The sequence below is a fragment of the Salinifilum aidingensis genome (assembly GCF_054782015.1).
Genome location: NZ_BAAGTH010000012.1, coordinates 96,399 through 113,551 on the forward strand (window position 1 = coordinate 96,399; position 17,153 = coordinate 113,551).

Sequence of the window (17,153 nt, forward strand, 5' to 3'; positions counted from 1 at the left end):
CGCCCGCAATCGGCGGCGAGAAGTTCCCGCCCATCATACAGGCAACGCTCGTCCCACCAGGAGACCGGGGCGGCGACCCGCTCGTGCCGCACCGCGCCGCAGCGTTCCGCAACGACAACGCCGGCGCGCAGAGCTCCGCGGCACGATGCTCCGGCTCGGAACACCGCGGCTCGGAGCACCGAGGTCACTGCCAACCCCCGGGACGCGCACCGATCGTACCGGTCACGGGCGCGCGTGTCGTGCCCGGTCATCCGCGGGGCGGACCGGGGAGGGCGCTCCTCGGGAGATGTCGACGACGTCGTCGCCGGGCACGCGGGCAGTCGGCCGCCCAGCCCGGCGGCGGTACCGCGCGGAGGTGCGGGCACCCCACGTGATGACAGGACTACGCAGCGGTCCGAGCTGTCGTATGGTTCCCCACGTGCCCCGCCTACCGCACACGTCAGCCCGCCGCGCGGCCGTGCTGTTCGGCCTGCTCGGAACGGTCCTGGCGCTGCTCGTCCCGTTCCTGCCGGTGCGGCACGACACCACCGCGCTCAGCTGGCCCACCCCCGCGAACGGAACGCAGGCCGTCTCGGCCCCGCTCGTGGCCTACGCACCGCTGCGGTTCGACGCGACGATCCCCTGCAGCACCCTGCGCGACGTGGACGCGCGCCCCGACGCGGGCGTCGTGCTGACCACCACCCCGCCCGAGTCGAAGTACGGGCAGCTGACCGGCCTGGCGCTGCGGGCGCACGAGAACCGGGTGGAGCTGTTCAACACCGGCCGCAGCATCGGCTCCCGCGACCTGCCCACCGGCGACTGCACCGTCCGCGTGCACGCCGACGCCGGGGGGCTGCGCGCCGACCTGGGCGGCCGGACCTGGGCTGCGGCCCCCGGCGACCAACGGCCCCAGCTCACCGGGGTGTACTCCGACGTCGACGAGGACGTCGACGACACGGCGGGCCTCGCGGTGCGCGCCCGGGTGGACGACCGGTTCGAGACCTCGGCGACCGCGCTCAAGCTCGCCGCCACCGCGCTGGCCGTGGTCTCCTTCGCCGCCGCGATGGCGGCGCTGCGCCGCATGGACGACGCCACCGGCCGGCGCCCGCCCCGGCTGACCGGACCCGGGTGGGCGCGGCTGACCACGCGCGACGCCGCCGTGTTCGCCGCCCTGCTCGCGTGGTGGCTGATCGGCGCCATGACCTCGGACGACGGCTACGTGCTCAGCATGCTCCGCGCGCGGGAGAGCGCCGGGTACGTGAGCAACTACTACCGCTGGTTCGCCAACCCGGAATCCCCGTTCGGCTGGTTCTACGAGATCTACGCCGGGTGGGTGCACCTGTCCACGGCCACCCCGTGGGTCCGCCTGCCCGCCCTGGCGCTGGCCGTCGGCAGCTGGCTGCTCATCAGCCGGGGAGTGCTGCCCCGCCTGGGCCCGCAGCTGCGGCGCAGCGCGGCCGCGGGCTGGGCCGCCGCCGCGGTGTTCCTGGCGTTCTGGCTGCCGTACAACAACGGCCTGCGCCCCGAACCGGTCGTGGTGTTCTTCGCCCTCGCCTCCTGGTGCGCGGTGGAACGCGCCGTCGCCTCCCAGCGGATCGCCCCGGCCGCCTGGGGACTGCTGGCTGCGGCGCTGTCCACGACCGCGAACCCGCACGGGCTCGTCGCGGTGCTGCCGTTCCTCGCCGCGGTGCGCCCGCTGACACGCCTGGTGCGCCGCTTCGCAGCAGCGCACGGGTGGTGGTCCGGGATCGCTCCGGTGGCCTGCTCCGGATTCCTCGTGCTCGTGCTGGTGTACTTGGACCAGAGCTGGCGCTCGGTGCTCGACGCGATGGCGCTGAAGACGCGGATCGGGCCGAACAGCCACTGGTACGAGGAGCTGGAGCGCTACGCGCTGCTGTTCAGCCCCATCCCGGACGGGTCGCTCACCCGCCGGTTCCCCGTGCTGCTCGTGCTGCTGTGCCTCGTCACCTGCGCGCTCGTGATCGCGCGGCGCACCCGGATCAACGGTGCGGCGGCCGGACCGAGCCGCCGGCTCGTCGCCGTGACCGCGCTGTGCTTCGTGGTGCTGGCGCTGACCCCCACCAAGCACACGCACCACTTCGGCATCCTCGCCGCTTTCGGCGGAGGGTTGGCGGCCCTGACCGCGCTGGCCACGAGCAGCACCGTGCTGCGCTCGCGACGCAACCGGGCGGCGTTCCTCTCCGGGCTGATGCTCGTCGTCGCGCTGGCCTCCACCGGGCCGAACGCCTGGTGGTACGTCTCCAACTGGGGCGTGCCCTGGTTCGACAAGGCGCCCTCGCTGGGCGGCCACGAGGCCAGCACGCTGTTCCTGCTGCTGGCCGGGGTCGCCGCGCTCGTCGCCGTGGTCGAACACGTGCGCATCGACCCGCGCGCCGCGCACGGGGGCGCGCGGCAGGACCACCCGGAGCAGCGCAGCCGCGCCCTGCGGCTGGGCACCGCCCCGCTGTCGCTGGTGTGCGCGCTGCTCGTGCTCGGCGAACTGGCCGCCTTCGGCAAGGCCATCGCCGAGCAGGGCCAGCAGTACAGCCTCGGCGCGGACAACGTGCAGCAGCTCGTCGGCGCCAGCTGCGGGCTGTCCGATTCGGTCATGGTGGAACCGCACCCCCGCGAAGGGGTGCTCACGCCGGTCGGGCAGCAGCCCGCGGCGGCAGCGCCGGGGACTCCGGCGGCGGAGCGCGGCCCCGGGTACCTGCGCCCCGCGGAACGCGGCTTCGACCGCTCCCGCCTGCCCCGCGGCGACGAGGCCGCACCGGGCGAACCGAACTGGCGTCCCCCGCACGGGTTCGGCGACGACCGGGCCCCGGTGTGGGGCAGCTACGACCCCGACGGGACCAACACCGGGCAGCTGCGCACCCCCTGGTACGGCCTGCCGGAGCAGGCGAGGCGCGGTGACCGTCCGGTGGCGCTGAGCCTGGCCGGGATGGAAACCGGCGCCAACCGGGTGGTGCTCGAGTACGGGCGGCCCACGCCGGAGGGGTTCGAGGTCCTCGGGCGCAGCCCGGTGCTCGAGGGGCCACCACCGGGGTGGCGGGACTACCGCGGGGACGTCCCGGAGCGGGCCCGGCAGGCGACGATGGTGCGCGTGGTCGCCACCGACGCGGCGCTCGGCCCGGAGGGCTGGGTGGCCGTCAGCGCCCCGCGCGTGCCGCGCGTGGCCACGCTCACCGAGGTCGTCGGCCGGGACCCGGCCTTCGTGGAGTGGCCCGCCGCGCTAGTGCACCCCTGCCTGCGGCAGCCGCGCCTCGGGCACGGGGTGGCGGAGCTGCCGCGTTACCGCGTCTCGGCCGGCAGGGAGTTCCGCGAGACCGGGCAGGGGTGGTCGGCGCCGGACGCCGGCGGCCCGTTCGGCTGGCTCAACGTGGCCACCACCGCGCGGGAACTGCCCACGTACCTGCGGGGCGACTACGAACGCGACTGGGGGACGCTGTACCGCGTGCAGCCGTACGTCCGCGCCGCACCGGCCGAGACCGCGCTGCGCACCAGCTCGGAGACGCACTGGGGGACGTGGTCGCCGGGACCGCTGCCGGAGCCGGTGGAGCTGCCCGGGGACATGCCCTCCTCCGACGCCCGCGGCGACGTGCGCGGGTTCTCCGACGAGGACTGATCACCCGGGGCTCAACGAGCACCCGGGGGGCGCTGCAGCAGCGGTCGGCGCCGACCGGAGCGGACGCGCGGACCGGCGGCCGTGTGCTCGGCTGCACCGGCCAATCCGCGGAGTCCCCCCGGTCGGCGCCGACCTGGGTCAGCTCTCCTGCGGCGGTCCGGACTGGCGCGAGGCCGTGCGGCGGCGCCGCCGCACCGGCTGCACCTCGGGCTCCGGTTCCGCGGCCGGGACGGTGCTCCCGGTGTCGGCCGGTTCGGCCGGCTTGGCCACGACCACGGGTTGCCCGCTGGTGCTGGCGCTGGTGCTGCCGCTCGGCCGGGTGGCCTTCCGGCGTCCCCGCCCGCCGGTCGGAACACCGCTCTCGTCCGCCGACCCGTTCTCGTCCGCCGGCCCGTTCGCGCCTGCCGACGTGGTGGCGGCCTCCGCGGAGGCCTCCTGCGCGCCCGCCGCTGTTCCGGCTGCGGTGCTCGGCACGGCCGGGGCCGCGGAGGTCTCCGCGGCAGCAGCGGAGGTGCGCTCGCCCCGTCCCGCCGGGGTCGCGGAACCGTCCGCCGCTGTTCCGGCGCCCGAGACCGGTGCCGCGGCCGCCTCCGCGGAGGCCGGAGCCGACCGCCCGGCGGGAGCGGGTTCCGCGGCGGACTCGGCCGGGGCTTCCTTCGCCACTTCCCGCGCCTGCGCACCGCGCTTGTCGCGGCGGTTGCGCCGGCGACCCGCGGAGCGGGTGGACTGCTCGGACGCCTCCTGCGCGGCCTCCGCGGGCTTGTCCTCGGTCTTGGCCTCACCGCGCTGCGGCTCGGCCTTGCCCGGCTGCTCCTTGCCGCCGCGGGAGTCAGCTCCCTTGTCGCCCTTGTCGGAGGACCCCTTCTCGGATCCCTTCTCGGATCCCTTGTCGCTCTTGTCGCCCTTGTCGGTTCCCTTGGGCTCGGAGTGCCGGCCGTCGTCCTGGCCCTTGCCGCGGCGGCGTCCCCGCCCGCCGTTCTCGTTGCCGTGGTGCTGGTGGTTCGCCGAATCCGCGGACACGAGCAGGCCGCGGCCCCGGCAGTGCTCGCAGGTCGAGCTGTAGGCCTCGAGCAGGCCGGTGCCGACGCGCTTGCGGGTCATCTGCACCAGGCCCAGCGACGTGACCTCGGCGACCTGGTGGCGCGTGCGGTCGCGGCCCAGGCACTCGGTCAGGCGACGCAGCACGAGATCGCGGTTGGCCTCCAGCACCATGTCGATGAAGTCGATGACGATGATGCCGCCGACGTCGCGCAGCCGCAGCTGCCGCACGATCTCCTCGGCCGCCTCGAGGTTGTTGCGCGTGACCGTCTCCTCCAGGTTGCCCCCGGACCCGGTGAACTTCCCGGTGTTGACGTCGATGACCGTCATCGCCTCGGTGCGGTCGATGACCAGGTAGCCCCCGGACGGCAGCCACACCTTGCGGTCCAGCGCCTTGGAGATCTGCTCGTTGATGCGCCGCTCGGTGAACACGTCGTTCTTGCCGACGTGCTTGGACAGCCGCGAGACCAGGTCCGGCGCCACGTGCTGCACGTAGGCCTCGATCGTCTCCCAGGCCTGGTCGCCCTGCACCGTCAGCGCCGAGAAGTCCTCGGTGAACAGGTCGCGGATGACCTTGATCAGCAGGTCCGGCTCCTCGTAGAGCAGCTGCGGCGCGTGCGTGTTCTTGGCCTCGGACTTCTCCTTGATGACCTCCCACTGCGCCTGCAGCCGCCGCACGTCGCGGTCCAGCGCGTCCTCGCTGGTGCCCTCCGAGGCGGTGCGGATGATCACTCCCGAGTCCTCGGGCACGATCCGCTTGAGGATGTCCTTGAGCCGCTTGCGCTCGTTGTCCGGCAGCTTGCGGCTGATGCCGGTGGCGCTGCCGCCGGGCACGTAGACGAGGAACCGCCCGGGCAGGCTGATCTGCGTGGTCAGCCGCGCGCCCTTGTGCCCCATCGGGTCCTTGGTGACCTGCACCAGGACGTTGTCACCGGTCTGCAGGGCCTGCTCGATGCGGCGCGCCTTGCCCGCCAGGCCGGCGGCGTCCCAGTCCACCTCGCCCGCGTAGAGCACCGCGTTGCGCCCGCGGCCGATGTCGACGAACGCCGCTTCCATGCTGGGCAGGACGTTCTGCACGCGGCCGAGGTAGACGTTGCCGACCAGCGAGCCGCTGCCGGAGGAGGTCACGAAGTTCTCGACGAGGACGTCGTCCTCGAGCACGGCGATCTGGGTCTGCTCGCCCTGCTGGCGCACCACCATCTGGCGGTCCACGGACTCGCGGCGGGCGAGGAACTCGGACTCGGACAGCACGGGTGCGCGGCGGCGTCCCGCATCGCGCCCGTCGCGGCGGCGCTGCCGCTTGGCCTCCAGCCGCGTCGACCCCTTGACCGAGCGGACTTCGTCCTCGCTGCTGTCCTGCCGGCCCTCCGGGGCGGATTCGCGCACGTGGACCACCGTGTTCGGCGGGTCGTCCTCGCGCGTGGAACCGCTGCCGCCGGAGCCGTTGTCCTCCTCGCCGGAGCTCTTGCGGCGGCGCCGGCGCCGCCTGCGCCGGTTCCCGGCACCGGACTCGCCGTCCTGCTCGGACTCGGCCTGCTCCTCGGCTGCGGCGCCCTGCTCCGAGGAGGACTCCTCGGTGGTGTCACCGCCGGTGGTCCCGCCCTCGGCGGTCTGCTCCTGCTGAGCCTGGTCGCTCTCCCCGCCGCGTCCGCGTCCGCGACCGCGGCGGCCGCGGCGGCGCCGCCTGCGGGCACCGCTCTGGTCCGAGTCGTCACCGGTCTGGTCGGTGGCCTCGTCCTCGGCCTCGCCCTCTTCCTCGGCGGTCTGCGCCCCCGCACCGCTCACCGCGGTAGCGGCGGCGGAGCCGTCCTCGGCCGTCCGCTGCTCGGACGGCGACTCCGCCTCGGTCGAGTCCTTCTCAGCCGTGCGGTTCTGCTGCGGTTCCGGCGCCAGGAACGTGGCGTCCGGCGCGGCGAAGAGCGGGGTCAGCGGCGCCGCTTCCCTGCCGCCCGAGCCGGCGGCCTCCCCGGCGGTCTCCGAAGTGGTCTTCTCGGCGGTCTCAGCGGTGGTCTTCCCGGGGGTGGCTGCGGCACCCTCCGCGGTGCTTCCGCCCTCCGCAGCGGTCCCCTCGGCGGCCTCGGCCGCGGGCTGCTCCGCGGGCTTCGGTGCGGCGGCCGGCGCGGCCCCGTTCGTGGACGCGGCGCCGTGCGCAGCGGTGGACACCTCGGCGGAGCCCGCAGCGCCGTCCGCTCCGCCCGTGCCGGCGGGCATCCGCTCCGGGAACAGCGCGCCGATCACGCGCAGCGCGACCTCCCGGGTGATGTTCGACTGCGCGCTGCGCACCGACTCGTCGAGCTCCTGCAGGGTCCGGATGACTTCCCTGCTGCTCGTGCCGAGCTTCTTCGCCAGCGCGTGCACCCGCATCTTGGCCGGCAGTTCGAACGTGTCCTGCCCGGCCTCCTCGCTGACCGCACCGGCTGCGGCGCTCGCGGCGCCCCCCTGCGAATCCTGTTCCCCTCGTGCGGGTGTGGGCGATGACCCGCTGGGTGTCCCAGCGGGTGTGTCCGTGTTCAACATCCAGCTCCTCCGCCCCCGGGCGCGTCCGGAACGACGCGGGCCGCACAGGGGCATGCGTTCTTGTTCGTTTTCCGCCGTCCGAGGACGGCGGCAATCCTTCTCGGTCTGTTCCGCCCCGGCGAGAAGCCGCGCGGCGGAGTCGACGACGACCGCCCGGCGCTCCTCAGCCGCAGCGCCCCGGGTGCAGTTCCTGCTCGCACCCGGGCACGGCTCCCCGTTACCCGTCCGGGCCAACGAGTCCCCGCAAGCCTCCCGTCGGCGAGCCGGCCGGCGCAGCGGCGAGCGGATCTCCTCCGCCCCCGGTCCCGACCGGCGACGACGCGCAGGGCTGTGGCCTCGTCGTCGAACCGTTCGGCGGTGTGCTCTACCGGACGGCCACCACGAGTATCCCATACCGTCTCGGTTCGGTCCGCCGATCGTCCAACCGGACGGGACGGATCGGTTCCGCTCACGGAGCGCGGCAGGCCCCCACCGTCCACGGACCGGACCGACGCGCACGCCGCGGCGCCGCCGATGCGCACGCACCGGCGACGCCGCGCGAACTCGCTCTCGCGTATCGACTCAGGACGACCTCCCGCTCACGTTCGTCGGCGGCGGTCGCACCGCGCGACCGCTTCGCCGACGATGCTTGCTCGCCGAACCGCGCGCTGACAACACCCGCGCGACCGGAGCGCGGAAGCTGCGGCCGTCCGAGCGATCCCGCGAGCCGCACCCGGCGGTCCGGAACCCGTGGTGGCCCGGACCGGCCGGACGGTTCACACCTCCGGGCGGCTCACACCTCGCGGGTCAACCAGATCCCGTCGCGCTCGTCCTCCGGGGAGGCCCTGAACGCACCGGGCCAGCGCCCGCGCTCGACCCAGCCGTGACCGGTGAAGAAGCGCTCCAACTCGTGACCCGAGCGGACGAACACCTGCAGCCTCGCCAGGCCGCTGGCCTGCGCCTGCACGAGGACCGCGTCGAGCAGCTGCCGGCCCCAGCCCTTGCCCTGGAGCAACGGGTCCACCATCAGCCAGGTCAGCTGCCCGGTGTGCGCGTCCACCGGCAGCCGCCCCGGCACGAGCGCGGCCGCGCCGACGAGCACGTGCGACTGGCCGATCGTGATCAGGCTCGCGCGGCGCTGCTGCGCCTCCTCGACCACCGATTCGGCGACCGCGCGGAGCTCGTCGACCTCGCTGGTCGAGCTGAACCCGACGGCGCCGCCGGCGACCGTGACGCGTCCCCACAGGTCGGTCAGCGCGTCCGCGAGACCGGGGTGCGGGGTGTCCACGCGGTGCGGTCCGGTGACGAACCCCTCCGGATCGATAGCGGTTTCAGTCAACTCGCGTCAGAGCTCCGGGAACCACAGCTTGATCTCGCGCTCGGCCGACTCCGGCGAGTCCGAGCCGTGCACCAGGTTGTACTGCACCTCGAGGCCGTAGTCGCCGCGGATGCTCCCGGCGTCGGCCTTCTCCACCGGGTCGGTGCCGCCGGCGATCTGGCGGAACGCACCGACCGCCTTCGGACCCTCCACGACGGCCGCCACGACCGGGGCCGAGGTGATGAACTCGACCAGCGACTCGTAGAACGGCTTGCCGTCGTGCTCGGCGTAGTGCTGCCGGGCGAGCTGCTCGTCCACCTGCCGCTGCTCCAGCGCGACCAGCTTCAGCCCCTTGCGCTCGATGCGTCCGATCACCTCACCGATCAGACCGCGCTGAACCCCGTCCGGCTTGACGAGAACCAGTGTGCGCTCGCTCACGAAAGTACTCCTTCGTCGTCCCTCGGGGCCGCTACCCTGGCGGCCCGGTGCAGCGCGCCCGCGCAGCGCGAAGCGCGCGCACCCCGTCCGGCCGCCAGGGTAGCGGCCCGACGGGGCTGGTCACCGGCGAGGGCCGCGCACCGGCGCGTCCGGCGGGGAGATCACCTCCTCCCGCCGGAGCCGCGGTGCGCTCCGGGACCGGCCCCGCCCCGGTAACGCCGGCACCGCTCCCCGAGCTGGGGGACTTCCTCGAGGACGTCCCCACCGCCGACCGGCGGAATCGGGCGGTGCGGGTGATCGCCACCGCGCACCTCCGGCCCCTGGTGCCGTCGCGATCCACCCACTAGTGTTCAGCACCGCCTCGAACGACGGCGTCGACGGGAGTTGGGATGCGTGCGGCAGTACACACCGCGGTGCACGAACCGATGCGGATCGAGCAGCTGCAGTCCCCGGAACCGCGCACCGGGGAAGTCGCCATCGACGTGCGCTCCTGCGGCGCCTGCCACTCCGACCTGCACGTGCTCAAGGGGGAACTGCCGTTCCCCGCGCCCGGCGTGCTCGGCCACGAGGTCGCCGGCACGGTCTCCGCGCTCGGCCCGGGCGTGAACGGCCTGTCCGTCGGCGACCCGGTGGTCACGAGCTTCATCATGCCCTGCGGCGACTGCGGCCAGTGCTCCCGCGGCAACGAGGAGATCTGCGAGCGCTTCTTCAGCTGCAACCGGGCCCGGGGCCTGCTCTACGACGACGACACCCGCCTGTTCCGCCCGGACGGCGAGCCGGTGGCCATGTACTCGATGGGCGGGCTCGCGGAACGCTGCGTCACCCCCGCCACCTCGGTCTACCGGGTGCCGGACGGGGTGGAGCTGGGTGACGTCGCCTCGGTGGGCTGTTCCACCATGACCGCCTACGGCGCGCTGCGGCACGCCGCCGACGTGCGGGTCGGGGACGCGATCGCCGTCGTCGGCGCGGGCGGTGTGGGGTCGGCGCTGATCCAGCTGGCCTCCGTGTTCGGCGCCTCCGCGATCGTCGCCGTGGACATCGCCGACGACAAGCTCGACGCCGCGCGGCAGCTCGGCGCGACCCACGCGGTCAACGCCACCACCACCGACGCGCCCGCCGCGATCCGGGAGATCACCGGCGGCCGCGGGGTCGACGTGGCCTTCGAGGCGCTCGGTTCGGTGGCCACGTTCGGCACCGCCCGCGACGCGGTCGTCGAAGGCGGGCACGTCGTGGTCGTCGGCATCGCCCCGCGCGGCACCACCGGCGAGTTCGACCTGGCCACCATCGCGCGCCGCAAGCTGCGCATCAGCGGTTCCTACGGGGCCAAGCCCCGGCGCGACATGCCCGTGCTGCTCGACCTGGTCGCGCGGGGGCTGCTGCGCCCGCAGGACGCCATCACCCGGCGCTACGAGTTCGACCAGGTGCAGCAGGCCTACGACGCGCTCGACAAGCGGGAGATCCTCGGCCGCGCGATCATCGACATCCGGTGAGTCCCCGGCACCGCGGGCGGCACGGACGGCACCGGCACCACCGGCCCACCCGCGAGCGGGGAGCCGCGGGACGCCCCGCGGACCGGGATCCCGCGCCGCTCGTGGCGCTGAGCGCCTCCGCCTTCACTCGGCCTGCTCGGGGTAACCGGGCGGGTGCCCGAGCTGGTCGTACAGCCGGCCTTCGCGCATCCGGCGGGCGACGTCGCGGCGCAGGTGCAGCATGTAGCCCCACGCCGCGGCGAACAGCACGCCCATGATCCCGATGGCCGGGTGCACGAACGCGCACAGCACGGCGCAGGCCTGCAGCACCAGCGCCAGGCCGAGCCCCCACGGACGCCTCTGCACGAACCCGGCCAGCAGCATGAGCACGGCCAGCGCGGCGACGAGGCCGAAGCCGACGCTGGACACCCCGCCGCCGAACTGCCACACCACGGGCAGGGCCAGACCGAACACGATGAACTCCAGCACGAGCGTGCCGGCCATCACCCCGCGCAACCCCTTCCACGGGTCGCGCACGCCCTCCGGCGGGACCGGAAGGCCGCGTTCGGTGCCGCCCGCCTCGCTCACGCCGGCTCCTTGCCGAACAGGGCCCGTCCCTCACCGGCGGTGACGACCGAACCGGTGATGAGCACACCACCGCCGGAGACGGTCTCGCTCGGGTCGCTGACCTCCTCGGCGAGCTGGATCGCGTGCTCCACGGCGTTGTCCAGCCGCGGTTCGACCACGATCCGGTCCTGGCCGAAGACGTCCTTGGCCATCGCGGCGAGCTCGTCGGGGTCCAGCGCGCGCGGCGAGGAGTTGCGGGTGATCACCAGCTGCTCGGCGACCGGTTCGAGCTCGTTGAGGATGCCGTAGGCGTCCTTCTCCCCGAGCACGCCGACCACCGCGACGAGCGTGCGGAAGGAGAACTCCGCGCTCACCGCCTGCGCCAGCGCCCGCGTCCCGTGCGGGTTGTGCGCCGCGTCGACCAGCACCGCGGGGGCCGCGCGCACGCGTTCCAGCCGCCCCGGGGTGAGCACGCTGGCGAAGCCCTCGCGCACCGCGTCGGCCTCCAGCTGCCGCTCGGCGCCGGCGCCGAAGAAGGCCTCCACCGTGGCCAGGGCCACCGCCGCGTTGCGCGCCTGGTGCTCGCCGTGCACCGGCAGGAACACCTCGTCGTACGCACCGCCGAGGCCCTGCAGCCGCACCATCTGCCCGCCGACGGCGACGGTGCGCTCCAGCACCCCGAACTCGTGACCCTCGCGGGCGACGGTCGAGTCGGCCGAGGCGGCGCGCTCCAGGATCACCCGTTCGGCCTCGGCCTGCTGCCCGGCGAGGATCGTGACGGAGCCGGGCTTGATGATGCCGGCCTTCTCCGCCGCGATCGCGGCGATGTCATCGCCGAGGTACTCCGCGTGGTCCTTGGCGACGGGGCAGATCACGTTGATGAGGCCGTCGGCGACGTTGGTGGCGTCCCAGCTGCCGCCGAGCCCCACCTCGAGCACCGCGGCTTCCACCGGGGCGTCGGCGAAGGCGGCGAAGGCCATGCCGGTGAGCACCTCGTACTTGCTCATCGGCACGGGGCTGCGGTTGTCCACCAACGTCACGTACGGCGCCACGTCGCGGTAGGCCTCGACGTAGCCCTCGGGGCTGATCGGCGCGCCGTCGACCGAGATCCGCTCCGTGGCCAGCTGCAGGTGCGGGCTGGTGTAGCGGCCGGTGCGCAGGCCCAACCGGGTCAGCAGCGCGTCGACCATGCGGGAGGTCGACGACTTGCCGTTGGTCCCCGCGATGTGCACCACCGGGTAGGTGCGCTGCGGCTCGGCGAGCAGATCTGTCAGCGCCCGGATGCGCTCCAGGGACGGTTCGATCTTGGTCTCCGGCCAGCGCTCGTTGAGCTCGTCCTCGACCAGCCGCAGCTCGCGGAAGGACTGGGACTCGGTGCCGGGCACGTACTCACCTCTCTGCGAGCAACAACGGATCCGTACGCAGTCTACGTGGGCCGAACGGAGGAACCGGAGACGGCCGCTGCGGCGCGTGCTGATCGGTGCGGACCTCCTCGAGGGGGTCCGCACCGCCGCGCCCGGCGGGCAGGAGCGGTTCAGCCCTCCGGCAGCGCGGCCAGTCGGGCGTTGATCCGCTCGATCTCCGCTTCGGCCGCGGTGCGGCGCGTGCGGATCTTGTCCACCACGTCGGCCGGGGCCTTCTCCACGAACGAGGGGTTGTTCAGCTTCTTGTCGGTGCCGTCGAGCTCCTTGCGCGCGGCGTCGAGGTCCTTGTTCAGGCGCTTGCGCTCGGCGGCCACGTCGACGGCACCGGACAGGTCCAGCTCGACGGTGACGCCGCCACCCGGCAGGCCGACCTCCACCGAGGCCGAGGACGTGAACTGCTCACCCGGTTCAGTGACGCGCACCAGCGCGCGCACCCCGTCCGCGTGCTCGGCCAGACCGGCCCCGCCGATCCCGCCGAGCCGCGCGGCGACCTTCTGCCCCGGCTTGAGGCCCTGGTCCGAGCGGAACCGGCGGATCTCGGTGACGAGCTTCTGCACGGCGGCGATGCGCTCGGCCGCACCTTCGTCGGCGGCCGCGCCGGAGGCGGCCGGCCAGTCGGCGACGACCACCGAATCCCGCCCGGTCAGCGCCGTCCACAGCGCCTCGGTGAGGAACGGCATCGTCGGGTGCAGCAGCCGCAGCAGCACGTCGAGCACCTGGCCGAGCACCTCGCGGGTGCGCTCGGCGCACGCCTCGTCCGCGTCGAGCTGCACCTTGGACAGCTCCACGTACCAGTCGCAGAACTCGTCCCATGTGAAGTGGTACAGCGCCTCGGTGGCCTTGGCGAACTGGTAGTCGTCCAGCAGGTCGTCCACGTCGGACACGAGCTGGTCGAGCCGGTCGAGGATCCACCGGTCGGCATCGGTCAGCTCGGCCCGGTCCGCCGGGGCCTCCGGCACCCGAGCGCCCTTCATCAGGGCGAACTTGGTGGCGTTGAACAGCTTCGTGCCGAAGTTCCGCGCGCCCGAGACCCACTCCTCGCTGATGGGGGCGTCCGCCCCCGGGTTCGCCCCGCGGGCGAGGGTGAACCGCAGCGCGTCGGCGCCGTAGGTGTCCATCCACTCGAGCGGGTCGACCGTGTTGCCCGCGGACTTGGACATCTTCTTGCCGAAGCCGTCGCGGACCATGCCGTGCAGCGCGATGACCTTGAACGGCTCCACCCCGTCCATGGCGTAGAGCCCGAACATCATCATCCGGGCCACCCAGAAGAACAGGATGTCGTAGCCGGTGACGAGCACGCTGGTGGGGTAGAACGTGCGCAGGTCGGCGGTGTCCTCCGGCCAGCCCATCGTGGAGAACGGCCACAGGGCCGAGGAGAACCACGTGTCCAGCACGTCCTCGTCCTGGCGCCAGCCCGGTTCGGACGGGGGCCGCTCGTCCGGGCCGGGGCAGACCATCTCCCCGTTCGGCCCGTGCCACACCGGGATGCGGTGGCCCCACCACAGCTGGCGCGAGATGCACCAGTCGTGCATGTTGTCGACCCAGTCGAAGTAGCGCTTGGCCATCTCCGGCGGGTGCACCGCGACCCGGCCGTCGCGCACCGCGTCGCCGGCGGCCCTGGCCAGCGGGCCGACGCTGACGAACCACTGCTGCGACAGCCGCGGTTCGATCGGCTCCTTGGTGCGGGAGCTGTGCCCGACGCTGTGCACGTAGGGGCGCTTCTCGGCGACGATGCGCCCCTCGGCGCGCAGCGCCTCGCGCACCTGCGCGCGGGCCTCGAAGCGGTCCATGCCGTCGAACCGGGTGCCGGTGCCGTCGATCCGGCCGCTCTCGTCCATGATCGTCGGCATCGGCAGGTCGTGCCGCTGGCCGATCTCGAAGTCGTTCGGGTCGTGCGCCGGGGTGATCTTGACCGCGCCGGTGCCGAACTCGGGGTTGACGTGGTCGTCGGCCACCACCGGGATCTTCCTGCCGGTCAGCGGATGCTCGAGCTCGGTGCCGACCAGCGCCCGGTAGCGCTCGTCCTCCGGGTGCACCGCGACGGCGGTGTCCCCGAGCATCGTCTCCACGCGCGTGGTCGCCACGACCACGGACGCGTCGCCCTCGCCGTAGCGCATGGACACGAGCTCGCCCTCGACGTCCTCGTAGTCCACCTCGATGTCGGACAGCGAGGTCTTCAGCTCCGGCGACCAGTTGACCAGGCGCTCGGCGCGGTAGATGAGGCCGTCGTCGTAGAGCTTCTTGAAGATCGTCCGGACCGCGCGCGAGAGGCCGTCGTCCATGGTGAACCGCTCGCGGGTCCAGTCGACGCTGTCACCCAGGCGGCTCATCTGCGACAGGATGGCGCCGCCGTGCTCGCGCTTCCACTCCCAGGCGCGGTCGACGAAGGCCTCGCGGCCGAGCTCGCGGGCGTCCGTGCCCTCCTCGCGCAGCTGGCGCTCCACCAGCGTCTGCACGGCGATGCTCGCGTGGTCCATGCCCGGCAGCCACAGGGCTTCGTAGCCCTGCATCCGGCGGCGCCGCGTGAGCAGGTCCATCAGCGTGTGCTCGTAGGCGTGGCCGATGTGCAGGCTGCCGGTGACGTTCGGCGGCGGGATGACGATCGAGAACGGCGGACGCCCGCTGTGCGGGTCCGCCGTGAAGCAACCGGCATCTACCCAGCGCTGGTACAGCTCGGCCTCGGCGTCGGCGGGGTTCCAGCTCGACGGGAGTTCACGGGGCTGCTGCGCGCTGTGGGTCTGAGTCACGCCCGGAATTCTACGAGCCCCGGTGAGCACGCCCGTCGGGGAGTGCTTCCTTCCGCGCGCGTGTCGGCCCCGGGTCGGAAGGTGGGCCTGGAACCCCGGTTCCGCCACGAATCGCCGGGCCGTTGCGCGAGGGTCATCTGCGCGGGGAACTTCGCGCGAGCCCGACCGGCCGCCCGGGCAGCCCGGTCCAGGAACCTGAGGACCCGCCCGGCACCTCGGCGGCCGCGCCGGGCGAAGCGATCCGACCGCCCCCGCGCCCGCAGCCGCGGGCAAGGCGTCCGGAAACCGCACGGGTCGCTCAGGCCGCGATCTGGCCCTGCGAACCGCCGACCAGCTCGCTCCTCGCCGTGTCAGCCCCGTCGCGCCGCACCAGGTCTTCCCAGCACGGGCACCGCCGCACGCGCCCGCGCAGGACGCAGCTGAACACCCCGAGGATCCGCAGCGCCACGACCACCTGCTCCAGCCCGCCGCCCTCATCGAGGATCGCCGTGCACAGTCCCCGCGCGACGTCCGCAGTTCCCGGGAGATCACCGGTCGAGCTGCCGATGAGCTCCAACACCGGTGTGCGCGTACCGCGGTTGAGCTCCTCCGACCTGTTCGCCGAGTCAGCCAACGCTCGACACGACGCTGCCGATGCCTCGGCCGTGAACGCATGCCAGCAGGCTCCGCCGAGGAGGTTCTGCCCCGTCCGGCGATGCGCTGCTGCCATTCAGCTCCGGTAACCGCGTGCGGGAACTTCTTCTGCTGCTGCTTCCGGCAGTGCTCCACGAGCAGCTGCCACAGCTTCTCGCTCGCCTGCCGCAGCGCTTCGATCGCCAGTGGGAACGTGCCCCGCCGTCCGAAGAAGCGGTGGTCCGAGCACCGTTCCCGCGGTCGATCCCTGCTGACCCGGCGTTGACACCGCGTGCCGTCACGGGTGTTCCTGTTTCCGCATGCGGGGCCGTCCCGACGCGATGTCATGACGGAAGCTTGACGATCACGGGCGAACGACACGACCGCTCATCGAGCGATGATCACGGGGAGGAGCCCGGTCGAAGGCGCGAACCGGCCCCGGGCGGGCCGCGACTCACGAGTTGACCGGCGCGCGATCACGCGGATCGTCATCGGGCGCGACACCGAGGAGCTGCATCTGCCGGATCCGGCCTCGTCCCACACCAGCATGTAGCGCTCCAGCAGCAACAGCACGTCACCCGTGCCCGCGCCGCTGCCGAACGCGCCGAACTCCTCGGTGCTCAGCGGCACCACCCGCGGCGTCTCCCCCGCGGCGCTCGCCCGCAGCTCCCGCTCCACGGCGCGGCGGTGCTCGGTGTGCGTGCGGGGCGCGTCTTCGTCCTGCCCGTGCGGCGTCACCGGGCGCAGCGTCTCCGGCCAGCGGCGCAGGGCCTCGTCGAACTCGCCCTCGGGCCAGTACGGCACCAGCGGCGGCGTGTCCTGCTGCGGCCGCGGCGCGAGCGATTCGGCGACGTCGCCGCGGGACGCCTCGACGAGCTCGTCCAGTTCGTCGGCGGGCTGCTCGAGAGCACGGCGCTGCCGCCGACGCCCGTCCAGCAGCGCGAACAGCTCCACGTCCTCGCGGAGGTCGGCGAACCAGGGGTCGAACGGCTGCGGACAGCACCGCGCCACGCCCGCGTTGGACCAGGTCAACGCCTCCTGCAGAAAGCCGAGCTCCTCGTGGATCTCGGCCGCCCGCTGGTAGTCCTGCGGATCGGTGGTGCGCTCGTGCCAGAGCTGGCGCAGCATGCCCCACCCGCGGTCCGGGTCCAGCTCCGCCTCGATGAGGAACTCCGCGTACGGCACCCGCGGATCCGGCATGTGCGGATCGTCCTGCTCGGCCAGCAGGCGCTCGTAGCACTGCTCCGCCCGATCGAGGTCACCGGCGCGCTGCCAGGCGTGGGCGGCCTCGCCGAGGATCTCCGCGTGATCCTCCGGGCAGGCGTCGATCTCCGCCTCGAGCTCGCGGGCCGTCTGGCGCCACTCCTCCGGGGTCTGCCTCGCCCGAGCAGCTCATCTGCGGCATGCCGCTGCTGCGGTCGCGATCCGCGGCGCCCTCGG

10 protein-coding genes are annotated in these 17,153 nt (G+C 73.5%); 2 read left to right on the top strand and 8 right to left on the bottom strand.

Going from position 1 to position 17,153, the window contains the following annotated elements:
• Positions 1–418 precede the first annotated feature (418 nt).
• Complete coding sequence (locus ACYVJE_RS16755) at positions 419–3,604, top strand: arabinosyltransferase domain-containing protein (protein WP_461145196.1); 3,186 nt, start codon at positions 419–421, stop codon at positions 3,602–3,604.
• 138 nt (positions 3,605–3,742) lie between these two features.
• On the opposite strand, the gene ACYVJE_RS16760 is transcribed toward ACYVJE_RS16755, so the two are convergent.
• From ACYVJE_RS16760 to ndk, 3 genes are all read right to left on the bottom strand, one after another.
• Positions 3,743–7,159 (bottom strand): translation initiation factor IF-2 N-terminal domain-containing protein, encoded by a 3,417-nt coding sequence (locus ACYVJE_RS16760; protein WP_461145197.1) that lies wholly within the window; start codon positions 7,157–7,159, stop codon positions 3,743–3,745.
• Between the two features lie 772 nt (positions 7,160–7,931).
• A complete protein-coding gene (locus ACYVJE_RS16765; protein ID WP_459158697.1) occupies positions 7,932–8,477 on the bottom strand; it encodes a GNAT family N-acetyltransferase in 546 nt (181 codons plus the stop codon).
• Between the two features lie 6 nt (positions 8,478–8,483).
• Positions 8,484–8,894, bottom strand: a complete 411-nt coding sequence (gene ndk / locus ACYVJE_RS16770) for a nucleoside-diphosphate kinase (RefSeq protein ID WP_459158696.1) — start codon at positions 8,892–8,894, stop codon at positions 8,484–8,486.
• A gap of 389 nt (positions 8,895–9,283) precedes the next feature.
• On the opposite strand from ndk, the gene ACYVJE_RS16775 reads away from it, so the two are divergent.
• Positions 9,284–10,384, top strand: coding sequence for a zinc-binding dehydrogenase (locus ACYVJE_RS16775; protein ID WP_461145198.1), 1,101 nt, complete (start codon positions 9,284–9,286; stop codon positions 10,382–10,384).
• Positions 10,385–10,507: 123 nt separating this feature from the next.
• Here ACYVJE_RS16775 and ACYVJE_RS16780 read toward each other — a convergent pair whose 3' ends face one another.
• The 5 genes from ACYVJE_RS16780 to ACYVJE_RS16800 form a co-directional block, all read right to left on the bottom strand.
• Positions 10,508–10,951, bottom strand: coding sequence for a DUF4233 domain-containing protein (locus ACYVJE_RS16780; protein WP_459158694.1), 444 nt, complete (start codon positions 10,949–10,951; stop codon positions 10,508–10,510).
• Positions 10,948–12,315: a bifunctional tetrahydrofolate synthase/dihydrofolate synthase gene (folC, locus tag ACYVJE_RS16785; RefSeq protein ID WP_461145199.1), complete on the bottom strand. Its 1,368-nt coding sequence runs from the start codon at positions 12,313–12,315 to the stop codon at positions 10,948–10,950. Before folC ends, ACYVJE_RS16780 begins: the two co-directional genes overlap by 4 nt.
• Positions 12,316–12,464: 149 nt before the next feature.
• Positions 12,465–15,101: a valine--tRNA ligase gene (locus ACYVJE_RS16790; RefSeq protein ID WP_461145200.1), complete on the bottom strand. Its 2,637-nt coding sequence runs from the start codon at positions 15,099–15,101 to the stop codon at positions 12,465–12,467.
• 298 nt (positions 15,102–15,399) lie between these two features.
• The gene (locus ACYVJE_RS16795) at positions 15,400–15,714 is read right to left on the bottom strand and encodes a hypothetical protein (protein WP_461145201.1); all 315 of its coding nucleotides are present in this window, start codon (positions 15,712–15,714) and stop codon (positions 15,400–15,402) included.
• A gap of 386 nt (positions 15,715–16,100) precedes the next feature.
• Positions 16,101–16,913, bottom strand: coding sequence for a hypothetical protein (locus ACYVJE_RS16800; protein ID WP_461145202.1), 813 nt, complete (start codon positions 16,911–16,913; stop codon positions 16,101–16,103).
• Positions 16,914–17,153: the final 240 nt, after the last annotated feature.